The 17,740-nt window shown below is 72.8% G+C and carries 16 protein-coding genes; 7 read left to right on the forward strand and 9 right to left on the reverse strand.

The window, feature by feature from the left end:
* Positions 1-41: 41 nt before the first annotated feature.
* The 7 genes from C569_RS0104565 to C569_RS0104595 form a co-directional block, all read right to left on the reverse strand.
* Entirely contained in the window at positions 42-779 is a 738-nt protein-coding gene (locus C569_RS0104565; protein ID WP_018784620.1) for a DUF4142 domain-containing protein, read from the reverse strand.
* A gap of 84 nt (positions 780-863) precedes the next feature.
* A complete protein-coding gene (locus C569_RS0104570) occupies positions 864-2,039 on the reverse strand; it encodes an ROK family protein (RefSeq protein WP_026267692.1) in 1,176 nt (391 codons plus the stop codon).
* Between the two features lie 29 nt (positions 2,040-2,068).
* Positions 2,069-3,328: a sugar ABC transporter permease gene (locus tag C569_RS0104575; protein ID WP_018784622.1), complete on the reverse strand. Its 1,260-nt coding sequence runs from the start codon at positions 3,326-3,328 to the stop codon at positions 2,069-2,071.
* On the reverse strand, positions 3,325-4,137 hold the full coding sequence (locus C569_RS0104580; protein WP_018784623.1) for an ATP-binding cassette domain-containing protein: 813 nt from the start codon (positions 4,135-4,137) through the stop codon (positions 3,325-3,327). The genes C569_RS0104575 and C569_RS0104580 overlap by 4 nt, the downstream gene beginning before the upstream one ends.
* 103 nt (positions 4,138-4,240) lie before the next feature.
* On the reverse strand, positions 4,241-5,344 hold the full coding sequence (locus C569_RS0104585) for a sugar ABC transporter substrate-binding protein (RefSeq protein WP_026267693.1): 1,104 nt from the start codon (positions 5,342-5,344) through the stop codon (positions 4,241-4,243).
* A gap of 202 nt (positions 5,345-5,546) precedes the next feature.
* Positions 5,547-6,026, reverse strand: a complete 480-nt coding sequence (ybaK, locus tag C569_RS0104590) for a Cys-tRNA(Pro) deacylase (RefSeq protein WP_018784625.1) — start codon at positions 6,024-6,026, stop codon at positions 5,547-5,549.
* Between the two features lie 41 nt (positions 6,027-6,067).
* The gene (locus C569_RS0104595) at positions 6,068-7,300 is read right to left on the reverse strand and encodes a methyltransferase domain-containing protein (protein ID WP_018784626.1); all 1,233 of its coding nucleotides are present in this window, start codon (positions 7,298-7,300) and stop codon (positions 6,068-6,070) included.
* Between the two features lie 254 nt (positions 7,301-7,554).
* Between C569_RS0104595 and groES the strand changes: the two genes are divergently transcribed.
* The 3 genes from groES (at position 7,555) to C569_RS0104610 (ending at position 11,318) form a co-directional block, all read left to right on the forward strand.
* Positions 7,555-7,869, forward strand: a complete 315-nt coding sequence (gene groES, locus C569_RS0104600) for a co-chaperone GroES (protein ID WP_018222648.1) — start codon at positions 7,555-7,557, stop codon at positions 7,867-7,869.
* 70 nt (positions 7,870-7,939) lie between these two features.
* Complete coding sequence (gene groL, locus C569_RS0104605) at positions 7,940-9,586, forward strand: chaperonin GroEL (RefSeq protein WP_018784627.1); 1,647 nt, start codon at positions 7,940-7,942, stop codon at positions 9,584-9,586.
* A 124-nt stretch (positions 9,587-9,710) separates the two neighbouring features.
* Positions 9,711-11,318, forward strand: coding sequence for a sulfite oxidase (locus C569_RS0104610; protein WP_018784628.1), 1,608 nt, complete (start codon positions 9,711-9,713; stop codon positions 11,316-11,318).
* Positions 11,319-11,396: 78 nt separating this feature from the next.
* Here C569_RS0104610 and C569_RS0104615 read toward each other — a convergent pair whose 3' ends face one another.
* On the reverse strand, positions 11,397-11,780 hold the full coding sequence (locus C569_RS0104615) for a WhiB family transcriptional regulator (RefSeq protein ID WP_026267694.1): 384 nt from the start codon (positions 11,778-11,780) through the stop codon (positions 11,397-11,399).
* A 251-nt stretch (positions 11,781-12,031) separates the two neighbouring features.
* Between C569_RS0104615 and C569_RS0104620 the strand changes: the two genes are divergently transcribed.
* On the forward strand, positions 12,032-12,850 hold the full coding sequence (locus tag C569_RS0104620; protein ID WP_026267695.1) for a response regulator transcription factor: 819 nt from the start codon (positions 12,032-12,034) through the stop codon (positions 12,848-12,850).
* 12 nt (positions 12,851-12,862) lie between these two features.
* Here C569_RS0104620 and C569_RS0104625 read toward each other — a convergent pair whose 3' ends face one another.
* A complete protein-coding gene (locus tag C569_RS0104625) occupies positions 12,863-13,267 on the reverse strand; it encodes a DUF5319 domain-containing protein (RefSeq protein ID WP_018784631.1) in 405 nt (134 codons plus the stop codon).
* Positions 13,268-13,464: 197 nt separating this feature from the next.
* On the opposite strand from C569_RS0104625, the gene guaB reads away from it, so the two are divergent.
* The 3 genes from guaB (at position 13,465) to C569_RS0104640 (ending at position 17,683) form a co-directional block, all read left to right on the forward strand.
* A complete protein-coding gene (gene guaB, locus C569_RS0104630) occupies positions 13,465-15,027 on the forward strand; it encodes an IMP dehydrogenase (RefSeq protein WP_018784632.1) in 1,563 nt (520 codons plus the stop codon).
* A gap of 30 nt (positions 15,028-15,057) precedes the next feature.
* A complete protein-coding gene (locus C569_RS0104635) occupies positions 15,058-16,176 on the forward strand; it encodes a GuaB3 family IMP dehydrogenase-related protein (RefSeq protein WP_013288539.1) in 1,119 nt (372 codons plus the stop codon).
* A 118-nt stretch (positions 16,177-16,294) separates the two neighbouring features.
* Positions 16,295-17,683, forward strand: coding sequence for a M1 family metallopeptidase (locus C569_RS0104640; protein ID WP_026267696.1), 1,389 nt, complete (start codon positions 16,295-16,297; stop codon positions 17,681-17,683).
* Positions 17,684-17,740 lie beyond the last annotated feature (57 nt).

Raw genomic sequence — 17,740 nt, forward strand, 5'->3', positions numbered from 1 at the left:
CGGGCCCCGGCGGAAGCGCCGGGGCCCGCTCGACGACCGGGTCACGAACGGCGGGTCAGCCGCCAGGTCGCGTACCCGCCGGTGCCGAGCGCGATCAGGAACACCGCCCACACCACCCCGGTGCCGACCTGGAGTCCACCGCCGCTGCCCACGTTGGCCTGGGCGGCGGCGACGAGCGAGTCGCTCTGCGCGGGCGGCAGCGCGGCCGGCGGCAACTGCTGCCAGCGCACCAGCCCGGTGCTCTCCAGCATGGTCATGTGGTCGTTGACGAACTTGTTGGCGTCCTCGGCCAGCTTGCGCACGATCGGGTCGCGGGTGCTGGCCCGGACCGCGCCGATCACCGGGAAGATCTTGCCGTGGGCGACCCGCAGCCGGGTGACGAAGATCTGGTCGAACCGGGCGCCGGTGGCGTTCTGCATCTCGGTCAGCCACCCCTTCTGCTCGCCGGTCGGGTCGCTCGGCAGCGTGGCACCCAGCTTGTTGGCCGCCTGGACCACGAGCTCGTCCAGCTCCGCGTGCTGCTTGGCGATCTCCGCGCCGACCTCGCGTACCCGGGCGGACTGGCCCTTCTCGGCCGCCATCAGTCCGGCCGGCATCTCCCACAGCCCGGCCAGCCGTACGCCGTTGAGCAATGTCATGTCCGCGGCGTTCATCTGCACGCCGGGAGTGGGTGCGGCCTGCGCCGTCCCGGGAACGACACCGATCCCCGCGCCCAGCGCGGCGAGCAGCAGGACCACCCGGTGCGCCAGCTTGCGGCGTGCGGATTCCAGCGATGCCATGGTTGCGGTGCCTCCTCGGTCCGGACCGGTACGCGTGTCGTGGACGGCCGCCCGTCCGCACACTGGTACGGATCGGCGGGCCGATCAGTTCAGCGGGTCGGCGAGGAGTCGTTCGAAGGCCAGCTCCGCGGCGCCGATCAGCGCCGCGTCGCCGCCGAGCTTCGGGGTACGCAGCCGCACGTGCTCCAGGCACGCGGGCAGCCCGTTCGAGTTGAGCCGGCTGCGTACCTGCGCGGCGGCGGCCAGGTAGAGGTCGCGCATGGTGCCGCCGAAGATGACCATTTCCGGGTTGAAGATGTTCACCAGGTTCGCGACGCCGAAGCCGAGCCAGTCGCCGGCCTGCCGTACCGCGGTCTGGGCTCGGGCGTCGCCGCGGTCGGCGGCGTCGAAGACGGCGAGCAGCGCGTCCCGGCCGCGCGCCTCGGACCGGCCGGCGGCCCGCAGCAGCCCGTGCTCGCCGATCTCGGTCTCCCAGCAGCCGCGCCGGCCGCAGTCGCAGCGCACCCCGTCGCGGACCACCACCATGTGGCCGACCTCGCCGCCGTAGCCGCCGTGCCCGGTCAGCCGCCGGCCCCCGGCGATGATGCCCGCGCCCACGCCGACGTCGCCGTAGAGGTAGATGACGTTGTCGCAGCCGACCGCCGCGCCCCGGGCGTGCTCGGCGTACGCGGCCACGTCGGCCACGTTGCCCACCGTGATGGGTACGTCTATCCCCAGCTCGTCGGCGAGCGCCGCACCGATCGGCTCGTCCACCCAGCCGGTGGTCGGGCTGAGCCGGACCAGGCCGTCCTCCCGGCGGACCATGCCGCACACCGCCAGCCCGGCACCCACACAGACCGCGTCCGGCGGCACCGACTGGTGCATCTCCTTCACCGCGCCGGCCAGCAGCGGGGCGGCCTCCCCGGCGACCAGTGTGCGCGGCCGGTCCATCTCCCGGCGGTCGAGCACCTCACCGCCGAGCCCGACGCGCGCCGCCCGCAGCCGGTCCACCTCGACGCTGTACGCGTACGCGTAGACCCGCTCCGACTCGGGCCGGACGACGAGTGACGGTCGTCCGGCCCGGCCGGTCTCCTTCGGCGTCCCCTCGCTGACCAGACCGGCGCCGGCCAGGTCCGCGGTCAGCGCGCCGATGGTGCTGCGGTTGAGTCCGAGCGCTGTGGTCAGCTCGGCCCGGGTGGTGGCGCCGTGGACGTGCACGTAGCGGAGCAATGCGCCCAGGTTCTGCCGACGGATCTCGTCCTGACTGGGGCCCGCGCGCATTGCCACCGCCATGGTTCCCGTACCCCGGGTCAGCGCGTGCCGGTGGCGGCGGCCCGCCGGCGCGACAGCGCGTCGATGGTCGCGGCGGCGAGCAGCACCACGCCGGTGACCACGTACTTGACGCCCGAGCTGTATCCCATCAGTCCCATACCGTTGTCGATAACCGCGATCACCGCGCCACCGAGCACGGCGTCGAGAACCCGGCCCTTGCCGCCGAAGAGGCTGGTGCCGCCGATCACCGCCGCGCCGACGGCGTAGAGCAGTACGTTACTGCCACCGGTGTTGGGGTCGACCGAGTTGGCCCGGCTGGCGGCCACGATGCCGCCGATCGCGGCCATCGAGGAGCAGATGACGAACACGGAGACGCGGATCCGGTCGACGTTGATGCCGGCCCGGCGGGCCGCCTCGGCGTTGCCGCCGACCGCGTAGATGTGCCGGCCGTAGCTGGTGCGCTGGAGCACGAAGGTCCAGACGACGAGCAGCAGCGCGATGAGCGGCACCACGATCGGTACGCCCTTGAGCGAGACGACGAGCACGTTTCGGCTGCGCTCCAGGTTGAGTACGTAGACCGCCATGCCGAGGATCACGGCCAGGCCGGCGATCCGGCCGGCGACCACCGCGATCGGGTCGGTGAGCAGGCCGCGGGCAGCCCGGTTGCGGTGTCGCAGCAGCTGCACGGCCGCGTATCCGGCGACGGCGACGGCGGCCAGCGACCAGCCCAGCACGGGGGAGAGGTTGCGGTTGGCGATCGCGACGAGCACGTCGTCCCGGACGGCGATGTTGGCGCCCTCGTCCATGAGCGTCAGCACGACGCCCTGGAAGGCCAGGAACCCGGCGAGCGTCACCACGAAGGACGGGATGCCGACCTTGGCGACCAGCAGGCCCAGCACGGTGCCGATCACCACGCCGGTGACGACGGCGGAGAGCACCGCCACGTACCAGGGGTAGCCGAGCACCGTCACCACGTTGGCCAGGATCGCGGCGCAGACGCCACTGGCGAAGCCGGCGGAGAGGTCGATCTCGCCGAGCAGCAGGACGAAGACCAGACCCATGGCGATGAGCGTGACCGCCGCGCCCTGGGTGAACAGGTTCGCCAGGTTGCCGGCGGTGAAGAACGACGGGCGGGCGATCGAGAAGCCCACCGCCAGTGCGACGAGCATGACCACGGCGGGGAGCGCACCGATGTCGCCGCCGCGGACCCGGCGCCAGTAGTTGTTCACGTGGCTGCCCAGAGTCGGTGTCGGCGTGACGCCGGCCGGGCCTTCCTTCTTCGTGACGGTGGCGGTCATCGGACGGCTCCTGGGGTGGTGTCGGCGGGCGCGGCGCCGTTGCCGCCCGGCTCGCCGGTGAGGCCGAGGCTGCCGGAGCGGCCGGCGGTGATCAGCTCGACGACCTGCGAGTGGGTGATGTCGGTGGTCTTCACCTGGGCGACCATCTGGCCGAGGTAGAGCGCGGCGATCCGGTCGGAGACGGCGAAGACGTCGTTCATGTTGTGCGAGATGAGCACCACGGCCAGGCCGTTGTCGGCCAGCCGGCGCACCAGTTCCAGCACCTGGGCGGTCTGCGCGACGCCGAGCGCGGCGGTCGGCTCGTCCAGGATGACCAGCCGGCTGTTCCAGAGCACGGCCTTGGCGATGGCGACCGTCTGGCGCTGGCCGCCGGAGAGGCTGGAGACGTGCTGGCGCAGCGACTTCACGGTGCGCACGCTCAGGCCGGCGAGCGTCTCGGCGGCCATCTGCTCCATGGTCGGCTCGTCGAGCACGATGCCGCTGCGCTTCTCCCGGCCGAGGAACATGTTCTGCACGATGTCGAGGTTGTCGCAGAGCGCGAGGTCCTGGTAGACGACCTCGATGCCGAGCGCGGCGGCGTCCCGGGGGCTGTTGATGCTGACCGGCCTGCCGTCGAAGACGAACTCGCCGGCGTCGGTGGGGTGGATGCCGCTGATGCACTTGACCAGGGTCGACTTGCCGGCGCCGTTGTCACCGACGAGCGCTGTCACCTCGCCGGCATGCGCGGCGAAGGCGACGTCTCGCAGCACCTGGACGGGACCGAAGCTCTTGTCGATCCCGCGTAGCTCCAGCAGGGGGGTTGCGGACACGGGGTTCTCCTTTGGGCGGAGGGAGGTCTCGGATCCCGTCCGGCGCGGGTGCCGCCCGGCCCGGGAGAACCCGTGCCGGGCGGCACCGCCTGAGGCGGGTGGGTCAGCTCACGCCGGCGTCGGTGCAGAGCTTGGCGAAGGCACCGGTGCAGAGTTCCTCCTTGGTGACGTAGCCGTCGGCCACCACGTCCTTGACGTTGTCCTTGTAGATGGCCTTGGGCTCCAGCAGCACGGCCGGCACGTCCCGGCCGCCCTCCGGGTCCTTGACCGTCTGGCCGGTGTCCTTCTGCTCGCCCTTGGCCAGCGCGATGGCCAGCTCGGCGGCGGCGTCCGCCTCCTGCTTGACCGCCTTGTAGACGGTCATGCACTGGTCACCGGCGAGGATGTTCTGCAGGCCCTCCTTGGTGGCGTCCTGACCGGTCACCGGGACCTTGCCGTTGAGCTTGTTCTTCTTCAGCACCGAGATGGCCGCGTTGCCGAGGCCGTCGTTGGCGGCGAGCACACCGTCGATCTTGCCGCGGGCCTTGGTCAGCTGCTGCTCGAAGATCGTCGCGGCCTGCGCGTTGTCCCACGCGGGTACCGGGTCGTCGGCGACCTTGGTGTACTCCTTCGAGTCGAACTTCGGCTTGAGCACCGAGTCGTACCCGTTCTTGAACAGGGTGGCGTTGTTGTCGGTCGGCGAGCCGTTGAGGTACGCGATCGACGGGTTCTTGACGCCCTTGTCGGTCAGGCACTTGCTCAGGCCCTCGCCCTGGAGCTTGCCGACCGCCTCGTTGTCGAAGCTGACGTAGTACTGGGCGGAGCCGCCAAGGGTCAGCCGGTCGTAGTCGATTGTCGCGACGCCCTGCGACTTGGCCTTGTCGAGCACGGCCTTGCCGGTGCCGGAGTCCAGGTTGACGATCATCAGGACGTTGACGCCGTTGGTGATCATCTGGTCGGCGATGGTCTGGAACGCGGTCTTGTCGTTCTGCGCGTTCTGGATGTCGGACTCGACGCCGGCCGCGTCGAACGCCGCCTTCAGGTACTTGCGGTCCGCGCCCTCCCAGCGGGCGGAGGACTTGCTGTCCGGCAGGATCACGCCGATCTTCGGCTTCTTGGCGTTGGAGCCGCCGGCCTCGTCGGACGAACCGCCGTTGTCACCGCAGGCGGCCATGCTGCCGGTCGCGAGCAGACCGACGGCCGCGAAGGTGAGGAAGCCCATGCGCATGTGCAGGGTCCTTTCGGAGGTGGGGGAGTGGTGTTTTGTTGTGCCCGGCAACGTATTCCCCGCTTCCGGTGCGCCGCAAGACTGCCGAGGTCAGAAGTTTGTTGGCGGCGGTAACAATTCAGCAACGCGGTTGTCACCCGGTGGACACCCCCGGGACAGCGCGCTCCGGGGAGCCCTCCCGCACGGACCGTCACGAACTCGCTCAGGCGGACGCGATCGGTGCTGTCGTCGCCCCGGTGAGCGCCACCAGATCCGTCGGTGCGAGCTGCACCTGCAACCCCCGGCGACCCGCCGAGACGTACACCGTCGGGTACGCCAGCGCGGAGGCGTCGACGACAGTCGGTAGCCGCTTGCGCTGCCCGAGCGGGCTGATGCCGCCACGGACGTACCCGGTCGCCCGCTCGGCCCTCGCGCGGTCGGCCATCGTCGCCCGTTTGCCGCCGGCCGCGGCGGCGAGCGCCTTCAGGTCCAGCTCGCCGGTCACCGGCACCACCGCCACCGTCAGCCCGCCGTCGACCTCGGTGACGAGCGACTTGAACACGCGCTCCGGCGCCACCCCGAGCGCCGTCGCGACGAGCGCGCCGTAGTTCGGCGCATCAGGCGATACGTCGTAGGTGTGGGTGCTGTGGGCGATCTTCCGCTTGCTCAGCAACGCGATCGCCGGAGTGCCAGGGCCCGCCACGGGCTCAAGCTAACCCGCGCGCAGCGGCACCGCGAGCCGGGTCAACCGCCGGCCGGAACCGGCCGGCAGACGAGCGCAGTGGGGTCGCCCGCCACCCGGGTCAGCGCCAGGCTCGCCGCCTCGTCGCCGGACAGCCGCAGGTCGCGGCGCAGTTTCTCCGGCTCCAGCGCCGAACCGCGCTTGCGGATCTCGACCCGGCCGACCCGCCGCTCCCGCAGCAGGGCGCGCAGCCGCTTCAGCGAGAACTGCAGCACGTCGGTGATCTCCAGGCAGCGGGCGAACGGAGTGGGCCGGGCCTCGTCGGCGTACAGGTAGGCGATCGACGGGTCGGCGAGCGTGGCGTCCAGGTCGGCGGCCAGCTCGGCGATCAGGTGCGCGCGCACCACCGCCGGGTCCGGGTCGTAGAGGAACCGCCGCACCGGTCCCACCGGCGCCTCGACCGCGCCGGTTCCGGTGAGGTGATAGGAGGGGACCCTTTTACTACCTGAGGCGTTAAGAAGGGGCCCTTCCTTCTCGCGCAGCAGTGTGGCGCGGCGCGGGACGGCGGCCAGGTCGCCGCACCAGAGCGCCGCCTCGACCAGGTCGCCGTCGACGCTGACCCACTCCGCCTCCGCGCCCGCCGGGATCAGCGCGTGGTCCAGTCCGGGCGCCACCTTCACCACGGTGCGTGGCACCCGCGCGGCCAGGCCGGTGACGAAGTCCCACGGCGGCGAGTAGGCGTTCGGGTCGAAGACGCGCCGGCCGGTGCCGGCCCGCCGCCGCGCCGGATCGCAGAACACCGCGTCGACCCCGCTCACGTCGAACGCCGTGGCGTCACCGCACTCGACCGTCACCAGGTCGGCGAGCCCGGCCGCCTCGGCGTTCGCGGCGGCCATCGTGGCGGTCACCGGGTCGGCCTCCACCGCGTACACCCGGATGCCGGCGCGGGCCGCGGCGAGCGCGTCCGCCCCGAGGCCGCACCCCAGGTCGGCCAGCGTGGTCACGCCCGCGGCGCGCAGCCGTGCCGCGCGCCGGTCGGCGACCGCGCGGCGGGTGGCCTGCTCCAGCCCGGCCCGGGTGAGGAGCATCCCGGCCGCCGCCGCGCCGAACTTGCCGTCCGCGCGGCGGCGCAGCTCCGCCTGGGTCAGCGCCGCCGCGGCGAGTCCGCCGGGGATGCCGGCCGAGCGCAGCGCGGCCGCCGCCGCCAGCGGGTCGCCGCCGGCCACCCGCTCGGCCGCGGCGAGCGCCGCCGATCCCTCGGGGGTACGCAGCGCGGCGAGCTGGTCGAGATCCACGCGCTCATTGTCCCGGCCCGGTTCCGGCGCGACACGGAGGGCGACGCGTTGGCACTCTCCTTGACGGAGTGCTAGCCGAGGAATAACCTGCGATTAGCACTCTCACCCTGAGGGTGCCAACCCCCGAGCCTCGCGCCCGGAGGTTGAGCGCCAGGCGGACCGGCACCCGCGACGACGGCCCCGCCCGGTGGCATGAGGCAGATTGACGCTGGTCGGCGTGCCGGCCGGCAACGACACCAAGTACCCGGGAGGGTATGCCCGTGACTACCGCGACCAAGGTTGCGATCAAGCCGCTCGAGGACCGCATCGTGGTCCAGGCGAACGAGGCCGAGACCACCACCGCCTCGGGCATCGTGATCCCCGACACCGCCAAGGAGAAGCCGCAGGAGGGCACCGTCCTCGCTGTCGGCCCGGGCCGGATCGACGACAAGGGCAACCGCGTGCCGATCGACGTGAAGGTCGGCGACACCGTCCTCTACTCGAAGTACGGCGGCACCGAGGTCAAGTACGCCGGCGAGGAGTACCTGGTGCTCTCCGCCCGCGACGTCCTCGCGGTCATCGAGAAGTAAGCAACCGATCAGTGTCGTTGCCCCGGTCCGGCTCGCCGGGCCGGGGCAACGACGCTTCGAAGGGATACTGATGGCGAAGATCCTCAGCTTCTCGGACGACGCCCGGCACCTGCTGGAGCACGGTGTCAACGCCCTCGCGGACGCGGTCAAGGTCACCCTCGGCCCGCGCGGGCGCAACGTCGTCCTGGACAAGAAGTTCGGTGTGCCCACGATCACCAACGACGGCGTGACCATCGCCAAGGAGATCGAGCTCACCAACCCGTACGAGAACCTCGGCGCGCAGCTGGTCAAGGAGGTGGCGACCAAGACCAACGACGTCGCCGGCGACGGGACCACCACCGCCACCGTGCTGGCCCAGGCGATGGTCCGCGAGGGCCTGCGCAACGTGGCCGCCGGCGCCAACCCGACCGGCCTGAAGCGGGGCATCGACGCGGCGGCCGCCAAGGTCTCCGAGGCGCTGCTCGGCAAGGCCGTCGAGGTCTCCGGCAAGGAGTCGATCGCGCACGTCGCGACCGTCTCCGCGCAGGACGCCGCCATCGGCGAGCTGATCGCCGAGGCGATGGAGAAGGTCGGCCGCGACGGCGTCATCACCGTCGAGGAGGGCTCCGCGCTCGTCACCGAGCTGGAGGTGACCGAGGGTCTCCAGTTCGACAAGGGCTTCATCTCGCCGAACTTCGTCACCGACCTGGAGGCGCAGGAGGCGGTCCTGGAGGACCCGTACATCCTGATCACCACCCAGAAGATCTCGGCGATCGAGGAGCTGCTGCCGCTGCTGGAGAAGGTTCTCCAGAACAACAAGCCGCTGCTCATCGTCGCCGAGGACGTCGAGGGTCAGGCCCTGTCCACGCTCGTGGTCAACGCGCTGCGCAAGACCGTCAAGGTCTGCGCGGTCAAGGCCCCCGGCTTCGGCGACCGCCGCAAGGCGATGCTGCAGGACATGGCGATCCTGACCGGCGCCGAGCTGGTCGCCCCGGAGCTGGGCTACAAGCTCGACCAGGTCGGCCTGGAGGTGCTCGGCACCGCCCGTCGCGTCGTGGTCGACAAGGAGAACACCACCGTCGTCGACGGTGGCGGGCAGTCCGCCGAGGTCGCCGACCGGGTCGCGCAGATCCGCAAGGAGATCGAGGCGTCCGACTCCGAGTGGGACCGGGAGAAGCTGGCCGAGCGGCTGGCGAAGCTCTCCGGCGGCATCGCCGTGATCAAGGTCGGCGCGGCCACCGAGGTCGAGATGAAGGAGCGCAAGCACCGCATCGAGGACGCCATCGCCGCGACCAAGGCCGCGGTCGAGGAGGGTACGGTCCCGGGTGGCGGCGCCGCCCTGGCCCAGATCCTGCCGGCGCTCGACGACGACCTGGGCTTCACCGGTGACGAGAAGGTCGGCGTCTCGATCGTGCGCAAGTCGCTCGTCGAGCCGCTGCGCTGGATCGCCCAGAACGCCGGCCACGACGGTTACGTGGTGGTGCAGAAGGTGGTCGGCAAGGACTGGGGCCACGGCCTCGACGCCGCCACCGGCGAGTACGTCGACCTGGCCAAGTCCGGCATCATCGACCCGGTGAAGGTGACCCGCAACGCGGTCAGCAACGCCGCCTCGATCGCCGGCCTGCTGCTCACCACCGAGAGCCTCGTGGTGGAGAAGCCGGCCCAGCCGGAGCCGGCCGCCGCCGGTGGGCACGGCCACTCGCACGGTCACGGCCACCAGCACGGCCCGGGTTTCTGACCCGAGGAGCACGGCCCGACGTCAGGGCACACCGCCGACCCGGTGGTGTGCCCTGACGCGCATCTGCTTACGGAACGCTGACGACATTGGCAGCCGGACCGGCGGGTCGACCAGACTGGGCGCCGTGAGCACCCTCTCCCGCCGCCGCGCGGCGCTTGCCGGTGTCGTCGCCGCCGTGGTGGCACTCGGCACCGCCGAACCCGTAGCGGTCCTGACCGGTCCCCGGTCCGCTCCGCTCGTCGCCGTCGGCGGGCTCGTCGTCGACGGCGTGCCCGAGCCGCTCAAGCAGTTCGCCATCGACGTCTTCGGCGCGTACGACAAGATCGCCCTGCTGGTCGGGACGGCGCTGCTGCTGGCCGCGTTCGGGGCGCTGCTCGGTCTGGCCGCGGCCCGGCGGCTGGTGGTCGGCCTGGCCGGCATCGCCGCGTTCACAGTGCTCGGCGTCGCCGCCGCGCTGACCCGGGCCGGCGCGGACGCGTTCGACGCGCTGCCCTCCCTGGTCGGCGGCGGACTGGGTGCGCTGACGCTCTGGGCGTTCGTGGCCGGTCCGCTGCGGCCCGGCCGGGGCGTGGCCGCGCAGCCGACACCGCCTCCGGCGGTCGCCGCGCTCGCCCGCGAGGGGGAGACCTCCGGCGGCTGGGAGCCGGTCCGGCACGACGACGACGCGGAGTCGCGGCGGCGGTTCCTGCGTGGCGCCGGCCTGCTGACCGGCGCGGCGACGGTGGCCGGGCTGGGCGGGCACTGGCTGGCCGGGCGGCGCGGCGTGTCAGCGGCCCGGGAGGCGGTGACGCTACCCGCCCCGGCCACGCCCGCCCCGCAGGTGCCGGCCGGAGCGGACCTGTCGTTGCCCCGGCTCGCGCCGTACGTGACGCCGAACCGGGAGTTCTACCGGATCGACACGGCGCTGGTGGTGCCGCAGGTGGACCCGGCCACCTGGCGGTTGCGGATCCACGGGCGTGTGCGCAACCCGATCGAGCTGAGCTTCGACGACCTGCTGGCCCGCCCGATGGTCGAGCGGTACGTGACGCTCGCCTGCGTCTCCAACGAGGTGGGCGGTGACCTGATCGGCAACGCGCGCTGGCTCGGCGTACCGATCAAGGAGCTGCTCGACGAGGCCGGCCCGGTCGACGGCGCGGACCAGGTGGTGGGGCGTGCGGTCGACGGCTGGACCTGCGGCACGCCCACCTCGGTGCTGCGCGACGGGCGGGACGCGCTGCTCGCGGTCGGCATGAACGGCGAGCCGCTGCCGATCCAGCACGGCTTCCCGGTGCGGATGGTGGTGCCCGGCCTCTACGGGTACGTGTCGGCCTGCAAGTGGCTCACCGAGCTGGAGTTGACCAGCTTCGCCGACTTCGACGCGTACTGGGTGCCGCGCGGCTGGTCGGCGCAGGGCCCGGTCAAGACGCAGTCCCGGATCGACACGCCCCGACCTCGCAGCCGCCCGGCGGCCGGGACGGTGACGGTGGCCGGTGTGGCGTGGGCGCAGCACCGCGGCATCGCCCGCGTCGAGGTACGCGTCGACGGCGGTGCCTGGCAGGAGGCGACGCTCGCCCCGGCGGTGTCGGCGGACACCTGGGTGCAGTGGTCCTGGCGGTGGGACGCGACGCCGGGCGAGCACACGCTCGAGGTCCGGGCGACCGACACGACCGGTGAGACCCAGACGGAACAGCGCGCCCCGGTCGCCCCCGACGGGGCAACGGGGTGGCACACGGTAAGGGTCACCGTGGCCTGACCACCGCCACCCCGGGGTGGGACGGCACGACGCCGCGCCCCGGAGATCGGGGCGCGGCGTCGGGGGTCGTGAGGCCGGTCAGGCGACCTTGCGCTGGTCCGGCACGGCGGTGTTGTGCGGCCGGCCGAGGCGTGCCTCCAGCCGGGCGATGTCCACAGTGGTCTGCCGGCGGTCGGCCAGGTCCTCCCAGCCGAGGGCGAGCAGCCGCAGCCGCTCGGACTCGCTGAACCCGCCCCAGACGCCGTACGGCTCGCGCACGGAGAGCGCGTGGGCGGCGCACTCGGCGCGTACCGGGCAGGCGCGGCAGACCGACTTGGCGCCGGTCTCGCGGCGCAGCCGGGAGGAGCCGCGCTCGCCGTCCGGGTGGAAGAACTGCGCGCTGTCGCGGCCACGGCAGGCTCCGAGCCGCTGCCAGTCCCAGAGCTCGTCGATCGGTCCAGGCAGCCTACGTACGTTCGACATCAGCACCCCTCCTCCCGCGCGGCACCGCGGAGAATGTTCGTTGCCAGCTACCGGGCGGCGGTCCGCGCGGGATGCCGGTTCCGGATGAACCCTCGGTACCCGAGCGGTCCGCGCCTCACACATCTGTGATCGAAAACCTCGGACATCCGGCGGCATATGCCCCATCTGTCGGAAAAGTTCTGATGATTGCCCGGAACCCCCTCCCGACCTCACCTCCGCATGGTCTGCTCTGAGTCGGAGAGGAGACCACTGTGCGTAGTGTTCTTGTGTGCGTTCGGACACCATTGGCGGCCCAGCATCTGACCTCCGCGGCGGCGCGGCTCGGGCTGTCCGGCGTCGTCCGGACGGCCGTCTCCGATCCGGAGGTGATGTTGCGGCTCGCCGAGCGTCCGGTGGACGTGGTGCTCGCCGACACCGCCCTGACCCGCCCGGACAGCGCCGGCTTCGTCCGGCGGGTGCTCGCCCGCGCCCCGCAGGCAGCGGTGCTGCTGCTCGGCACCGAGGAGTCGGAGTCGGCGGCGGCCACCATCAGCGCCGGTGCGCGCGGCCTGATCCAGAACGCCGACCACGACCTGACCAGCGCGGTGGCCAAGGCGCTGCTGCTGCTCTCCGCCGCCGGGCGGAGCAACAGGCGCCGGGTGGCGGACACCGCCCGGGACGCGGCGGCGGTGGGCGGGCCGACCCGGTCGGCGGCGCCGGGGCGTACCCAGGGTGGGCCCGGCTGGCCGGCGACGGCGCCGGTGGACGCCGCGGGCCTGCCCACCGTGGTGCCCGTGCAACGGGGCGACGATCCGGACGACCCGGCGGCGGCCGACGGCGCGGAGGCGCCCCGGCCGGGCACGGCCCAGCGGCCGGCGCGGGCGCCGCGCAGCGCGATCGGCCTGACCGAGCGGGAGCTTCAGGTGCTGCTCGGCATGGCCGAGGGCAAGAGCAACGCGGAGATCGGGCGGGAGCTGTTCGTCTCCGAGGACACGGTCAAGACGCACGCCCGGCGGCTGTTCCGCAAGCTCGGCGCGCGCGACCGGGCGCACGCCGTGGCGGCCGGGTTCCGGGCCGGCCTGGTGGCCTGACCTGGGCGGGAGTCACTCCGAGGCGGTGTCGTCGGTCCCTTCGGTGAGCGTGTCGTGCACGCCGTCGGCGTAGCCGCGGGCGTAGTCCCAGCTCACGTAGTGGTCCGGGTCCGGGTCGTAGGCCGGCTCGTGCACCCGGGGACGCCCCGAGTTGAGCAGGTGGCGCAGGTTGCCGCGCAGCAGGTCCCAGTCGAAGTAGTGGGGCTCGCGGCAGTCCTCGCACTCGATCACCAGGCCGCGCACGCCGATCGGCTGGAGCAACGCCTGGTAGATCTCCAGATCGGCGAGATCCTCCAGGACGTCCTGGCGCTCGACCTCGGTCAGCGGGTCGAGCGCGTCGTCGTCGCCGGGATCGTGCAGGCCGGCAGCCGGATCGGCCGGGTCGCCGTTGAACGGGTCGATGGGCTCGTCGTGCACCCCTTCACCGTAGACCCCGAGCCGCCGGAAAGCCCGCCCCCGCCCGTGCTGTGGCCCGGCCTACCCTCGGGCCCGCCGCTGCCCGGGCGCGCAGGGGCAGGTGGGTACGATGAGGCGACGCGCCGTCACCAGGCGCCTGCCGGTGCCCCCGCGCGCCGCCTCGCTGCAGCCCGTTCGACCAGCTCAGGGGAGCAATCGTGGAGAATTCGCCCAGCACCGAGATCCCGGCCGGCGCCGACGGCGGAGAGCTGGGTGGCCATCTGCCCGAGCTGCCGGCCGGTTCGGCCCGCGTCGTGCCGCTCGGGCTGACCTTCGACGACGTCCTGCTCCAGCCGGGCGAGTCGGACGTCGTCCCCAGCCGGGTCAACACCCGCACCCGCCTCACCCGCAACATCGAGCTGACCGTGCCGCTGCTGTCCAGCGCGATGGACACGGTCACCGAGGGGCGGATGGCGATCGCCATGGCCCGCCAGGGCGGCATCGGCGTGCTGCACCGCAACCTCTCCGTCGAGGACCAGGCGCTCCAGGTCGACCTGGTGAAGCGCTCCGAGTCCGGCATGATCACCAACCCGGTGACCGCCAGCCCGGACGACACGCTGCGCGAGGTCGACGCGCTCTGCGGGCGCTACCGCATCTCCGGCGTTCCGGTGGTGGACGGGCAGGGTCAGCTGGTCGGCATCGTCACCAACCGCGACATGCGGTTCGTCTCCGACCCGGCCACGCCGGTCCGCGAGATCATGACCCGCACCCCGCTGATCACCGCGCCGGTCGGCGTGAGCAAGGACGACGCGCTCGGCCTGCTGCGCCAGCACAAGATCGAGAAGCTGCCGATCGTGGACGCGGGCGGCAAGCTGCGCGGCCTGATCACGGTCAAGGACTTCACCAAGAGCGAGCAGTACCCGAACGCCACCAAGGACGACGCGGGCCGGCTCCGGGTCGCCGCGGCCATCGGGGTCGGCGAGGACGCCTACAAGCGGGCCCGTGCCCTGGTCGACGCCGGCGTGGACGTGCTGATCGTGGACACCGCGCACGGTCACCAGCGCGCCGTGCTGGAGATGGTCGCCCGGCTCAAGCGGGACGTCACCATCGACATCGTGGGCGGCAACATCGCCACGTACGCGGGTGCCAGGGCGCTCGTCGACGCGGGCGCGGACGGCGTGAAGGTGGGCGTCGGCCCGGGCGCCATCTGCACCACCCGGATCGTCGCCGGGGTCGGCGTCCCGCAGATCACCGCGATCATGGAGGCGGCCCGTGCCGCCCGCCCGGCCGGCGTGCCGGTGATCGGCGACGGCGGCATCCAATACTCGGGCGACATCGCCAAGGCGCTCGTCGCGGGCGCCGACACGGTGATGCTCGGCAGCCTGCTGGCCGGCTGCGAGGAGAGCCCCGGCGAGCTGATTTTCGTCAACGGCAAGCAGTACAAGGCGTACCGGGGGATGGGCTCGCTCGGCGCGATGCAGTCGCGCGGCCAGGTCAAGTCCTACTCCAAGGACCGCTACTTCCAGCAAGACGTAACCAGCGACGAGAAGCTGGTCCCGGAGGGCGTCGAGGGTCAGGTGCCCTACCGCGGTCCGCTCGCCCAGGTCGCCCACCAGCTCACCGGCGGCCTGCGCCTCGCCATGGGGTACGCGGGCGCGGAGACCATCGCGGACCTGCACGAGCGTGGCCAGCTCATCCGGATCACCGCGGCCGGGCTCAAGGAGAGCCACCCGCACGACATCCAGATGACGGTCGAGGCGCCCAACTACCACACCCGCTGACCCACCACCCCCAACCACCTGGAGTCCCCCATGCGTGACGTGGTCGAGATCGGGCTGGGCAAGACCGCGCAGCGCGGCTACCACCTGGACGACATCGCCATCGTGCCGAGCCGCCGCACCCGGGACGTCGACGACGTCTCCACCGCGTGGCAGCTCGACGCGTACCAGTTCGGCATCCCCTGCGTCGCGCACCCCTCCGACGCGACCATGAGCCCCGCCTCGGCGGTCCGGCTCGGCCAGCTCGGCGGCCTCGGCGTGCTGAACGTCGAGGGCCTCTGGACCCGGTACGAGAACCCGGCCAAGATCCTGGAGGAGCTGGCCGGTCTCGGCGAGGACGCGCGGGCGACCAAGCGCCTCCAGGAGGTCTACGCCGAGCCGATCCGCCCCGACCTGATCGCCGAGCGGGTGCGTGAGCTGCGCGAGGGCGGCGGCACGGTGGCGGTGCGGGTCTCCCCGCAGCACACCCTGGCGCTGGCCCCGGTGATCCTCGACGCGGGCGTGGACATCCTGGTCATCCAGGGCACGCTCGTCTCGGCCGAGCACGTCTCCACCACCGACGAGCCGCTGAACCTCAAGGAGTTCATCGCCGACCTGGACCTGCCGGTCGTCGTGGGCGGCTGCACTGACTACAAGACCGCGCTGCACCTGATGCGTACCGGCGCGGCCGGTGTGATCGTGGGCATCGGCGGCGACGACTGGTCGACCACCGAGTCGGTGCTCGGCATCCGGGTGCCGATGGCCACCGCCATCGCCGACGCCGCCGCTGCCCGCCGCGACTACCTGGACGAGACCGGCGGCCGGTACGTGCACCTGATCGCCGACGGCGACATGCAGACCTCCGGCGACATCGCCAAGGCGCTCGGCTGCGGGGCGGACGCGGTGATGCTCGGGGAGCCGCTGTCGCTGTGCGAGGAGGCGCCGGCCGGCGGCGCCTGGTGGCACTCCGCGGCCAGCCACCCGTCGCTGCCCCGTGGCGCGTTCGAGGTGGCCGGTGAGCCGCTCGGCTCGATGGAGAAGCTGCTGTTCGGCCCGGCCGACGAGCCGGACGGCCAGCTCAACCTCTTCGGCGGGCTGCGGCGCGCGATGGCCAAGTGCGGCTACCGCGACCTGAAGGAGTTCCAGAAGGTCGGGCTGGTCCTCGACCGCTGAGCACCACCGAGCACCGTTGAGCACCACCGAGCACCGCCGAGCACCGCATGACGACGTGGGCGCGCGGCGCGGACCTGTTCCGGCCCCGCCCGCGCGCTCGCGCGTCTAGGCTCGCCGGGTGAGACGGGGGCGGATCTGGGCGGCCGGGCTGGTGGCGGCGGCGCTCGCGCTGAGCGGGTGCACCGGCGACGACGGGTTCCGGCCGGGCGCGGCGGACGCCGGTGACCCGTACGTGCCGGGGGCCGGCAACGGCGGCTACGACGTGGGCCACTACGCGCTCGACGTGCGGTACGACCCGGCCACCGACCGGCTCACCGGCACCGCCACGCTGACCGTCACCGCCACCCGCGCGCTGTCCCGCTTCCAGCTCGACCTGGCCGGGCTGGACGTGGAGCGGGTACGGGTGGACGGCGGGGCGGCGAAGCACCGCCACGACGGCGCCGAGCTGATCGTCACCCCACCGCGCGGGCTGCCGTCCGGGAAGCGGTTCACGGTCGAGGTCACGTACGGCGGGGTGCCGCAGCCGCTGCCGAACGCCGTACTGGGCGACGGCGGCTTCCACGCCACACCGGACGGTGCGATAGCGCTCGGCCAGCCGGAGTCGGCGAGCACCTGGTACCCGGTCAACGACCACCCGTCGGACAAGGCCACGTACGACCTCGCGGTCACCGTGCCGGACGGGCTCGCCGCACTGTCGAACGGGGTGCCGGAGGGCCGGACCTCCAGCGGCGGGTGGAGCACCTGGCGCTGGGCCGAGCGCGCGCCGATGGCGAGCTACCTGAGCACGCTGGTGATCGGCGACTACCGGGTCAGCAACGGCACACACGCCGGCAAGCCGATGGTCACCGCCGTCGCCGCGGCACTGCCACCGGACGGGCCGGCCGCCGCGTCGGTGGCCCGCACCGGCGAGGTCGCCGACTTCCTGGCCGCGCGCTTCGGGCCGTACCCGTTCGAGGCGTACGGCGGCGTGGTGGTCGCCGACGAGCGGATCCGGTACGCGCTGGAGACGCAGAGCCGGCCGGTCTACGGCCCGGCGTTCTTCCGCGGGGACCGGCCGAACACCGAGGTGGTCGCGCACGAGCTGGCCCACCAGTGGTTCGGCGACAGCGTCTCGGTGGCCCGGTGGAGCGACATCTGGCTCAACGAGGGCTTCGCCACGTACGCCGAATGGCTCTGGGCCGAGCACGACGGCGGCCGGACGGTGGCGCAGACGGTCGCCGAACGGTACGCGACCACCGACTGGTCGCAGCCCACTGTCGACCCGGGCCGGGCCGGGATGTTCGGGGACGCGGTCTACCAGCGGGGCGCGCTGGCGGTGCACGCGCTGCGCCGCGCGGTGGGCGACGAGACGTTCCACCGCGTGCTGCGCGGATGGCTGGCGCAGCACCGCGACGGCAACGTCACCACCGCCGACTTCGTCGGGTACGCCGAACGCACGTCGGGGCGGCCGTTGCGGGCGCTGCTGGACGCCTGGCTGGTCGGCGCGACGCCACCGGGACTGCCGTGACGCACGCGTGACCGCCGCTGGGTAGGCTGCCGCGGTCGGAGCGGCCCGCGGCGGGGC

The organism is Micromonospora sp. CNB394 (assembly GCF_000374985.1).
GTDB classification, from domain to species: Bacteria; Actinomycetota; Actinomycetes; order Mycobacteriales; family Micromonosporaceae; genus Micromonospora; species Micromonospora marina.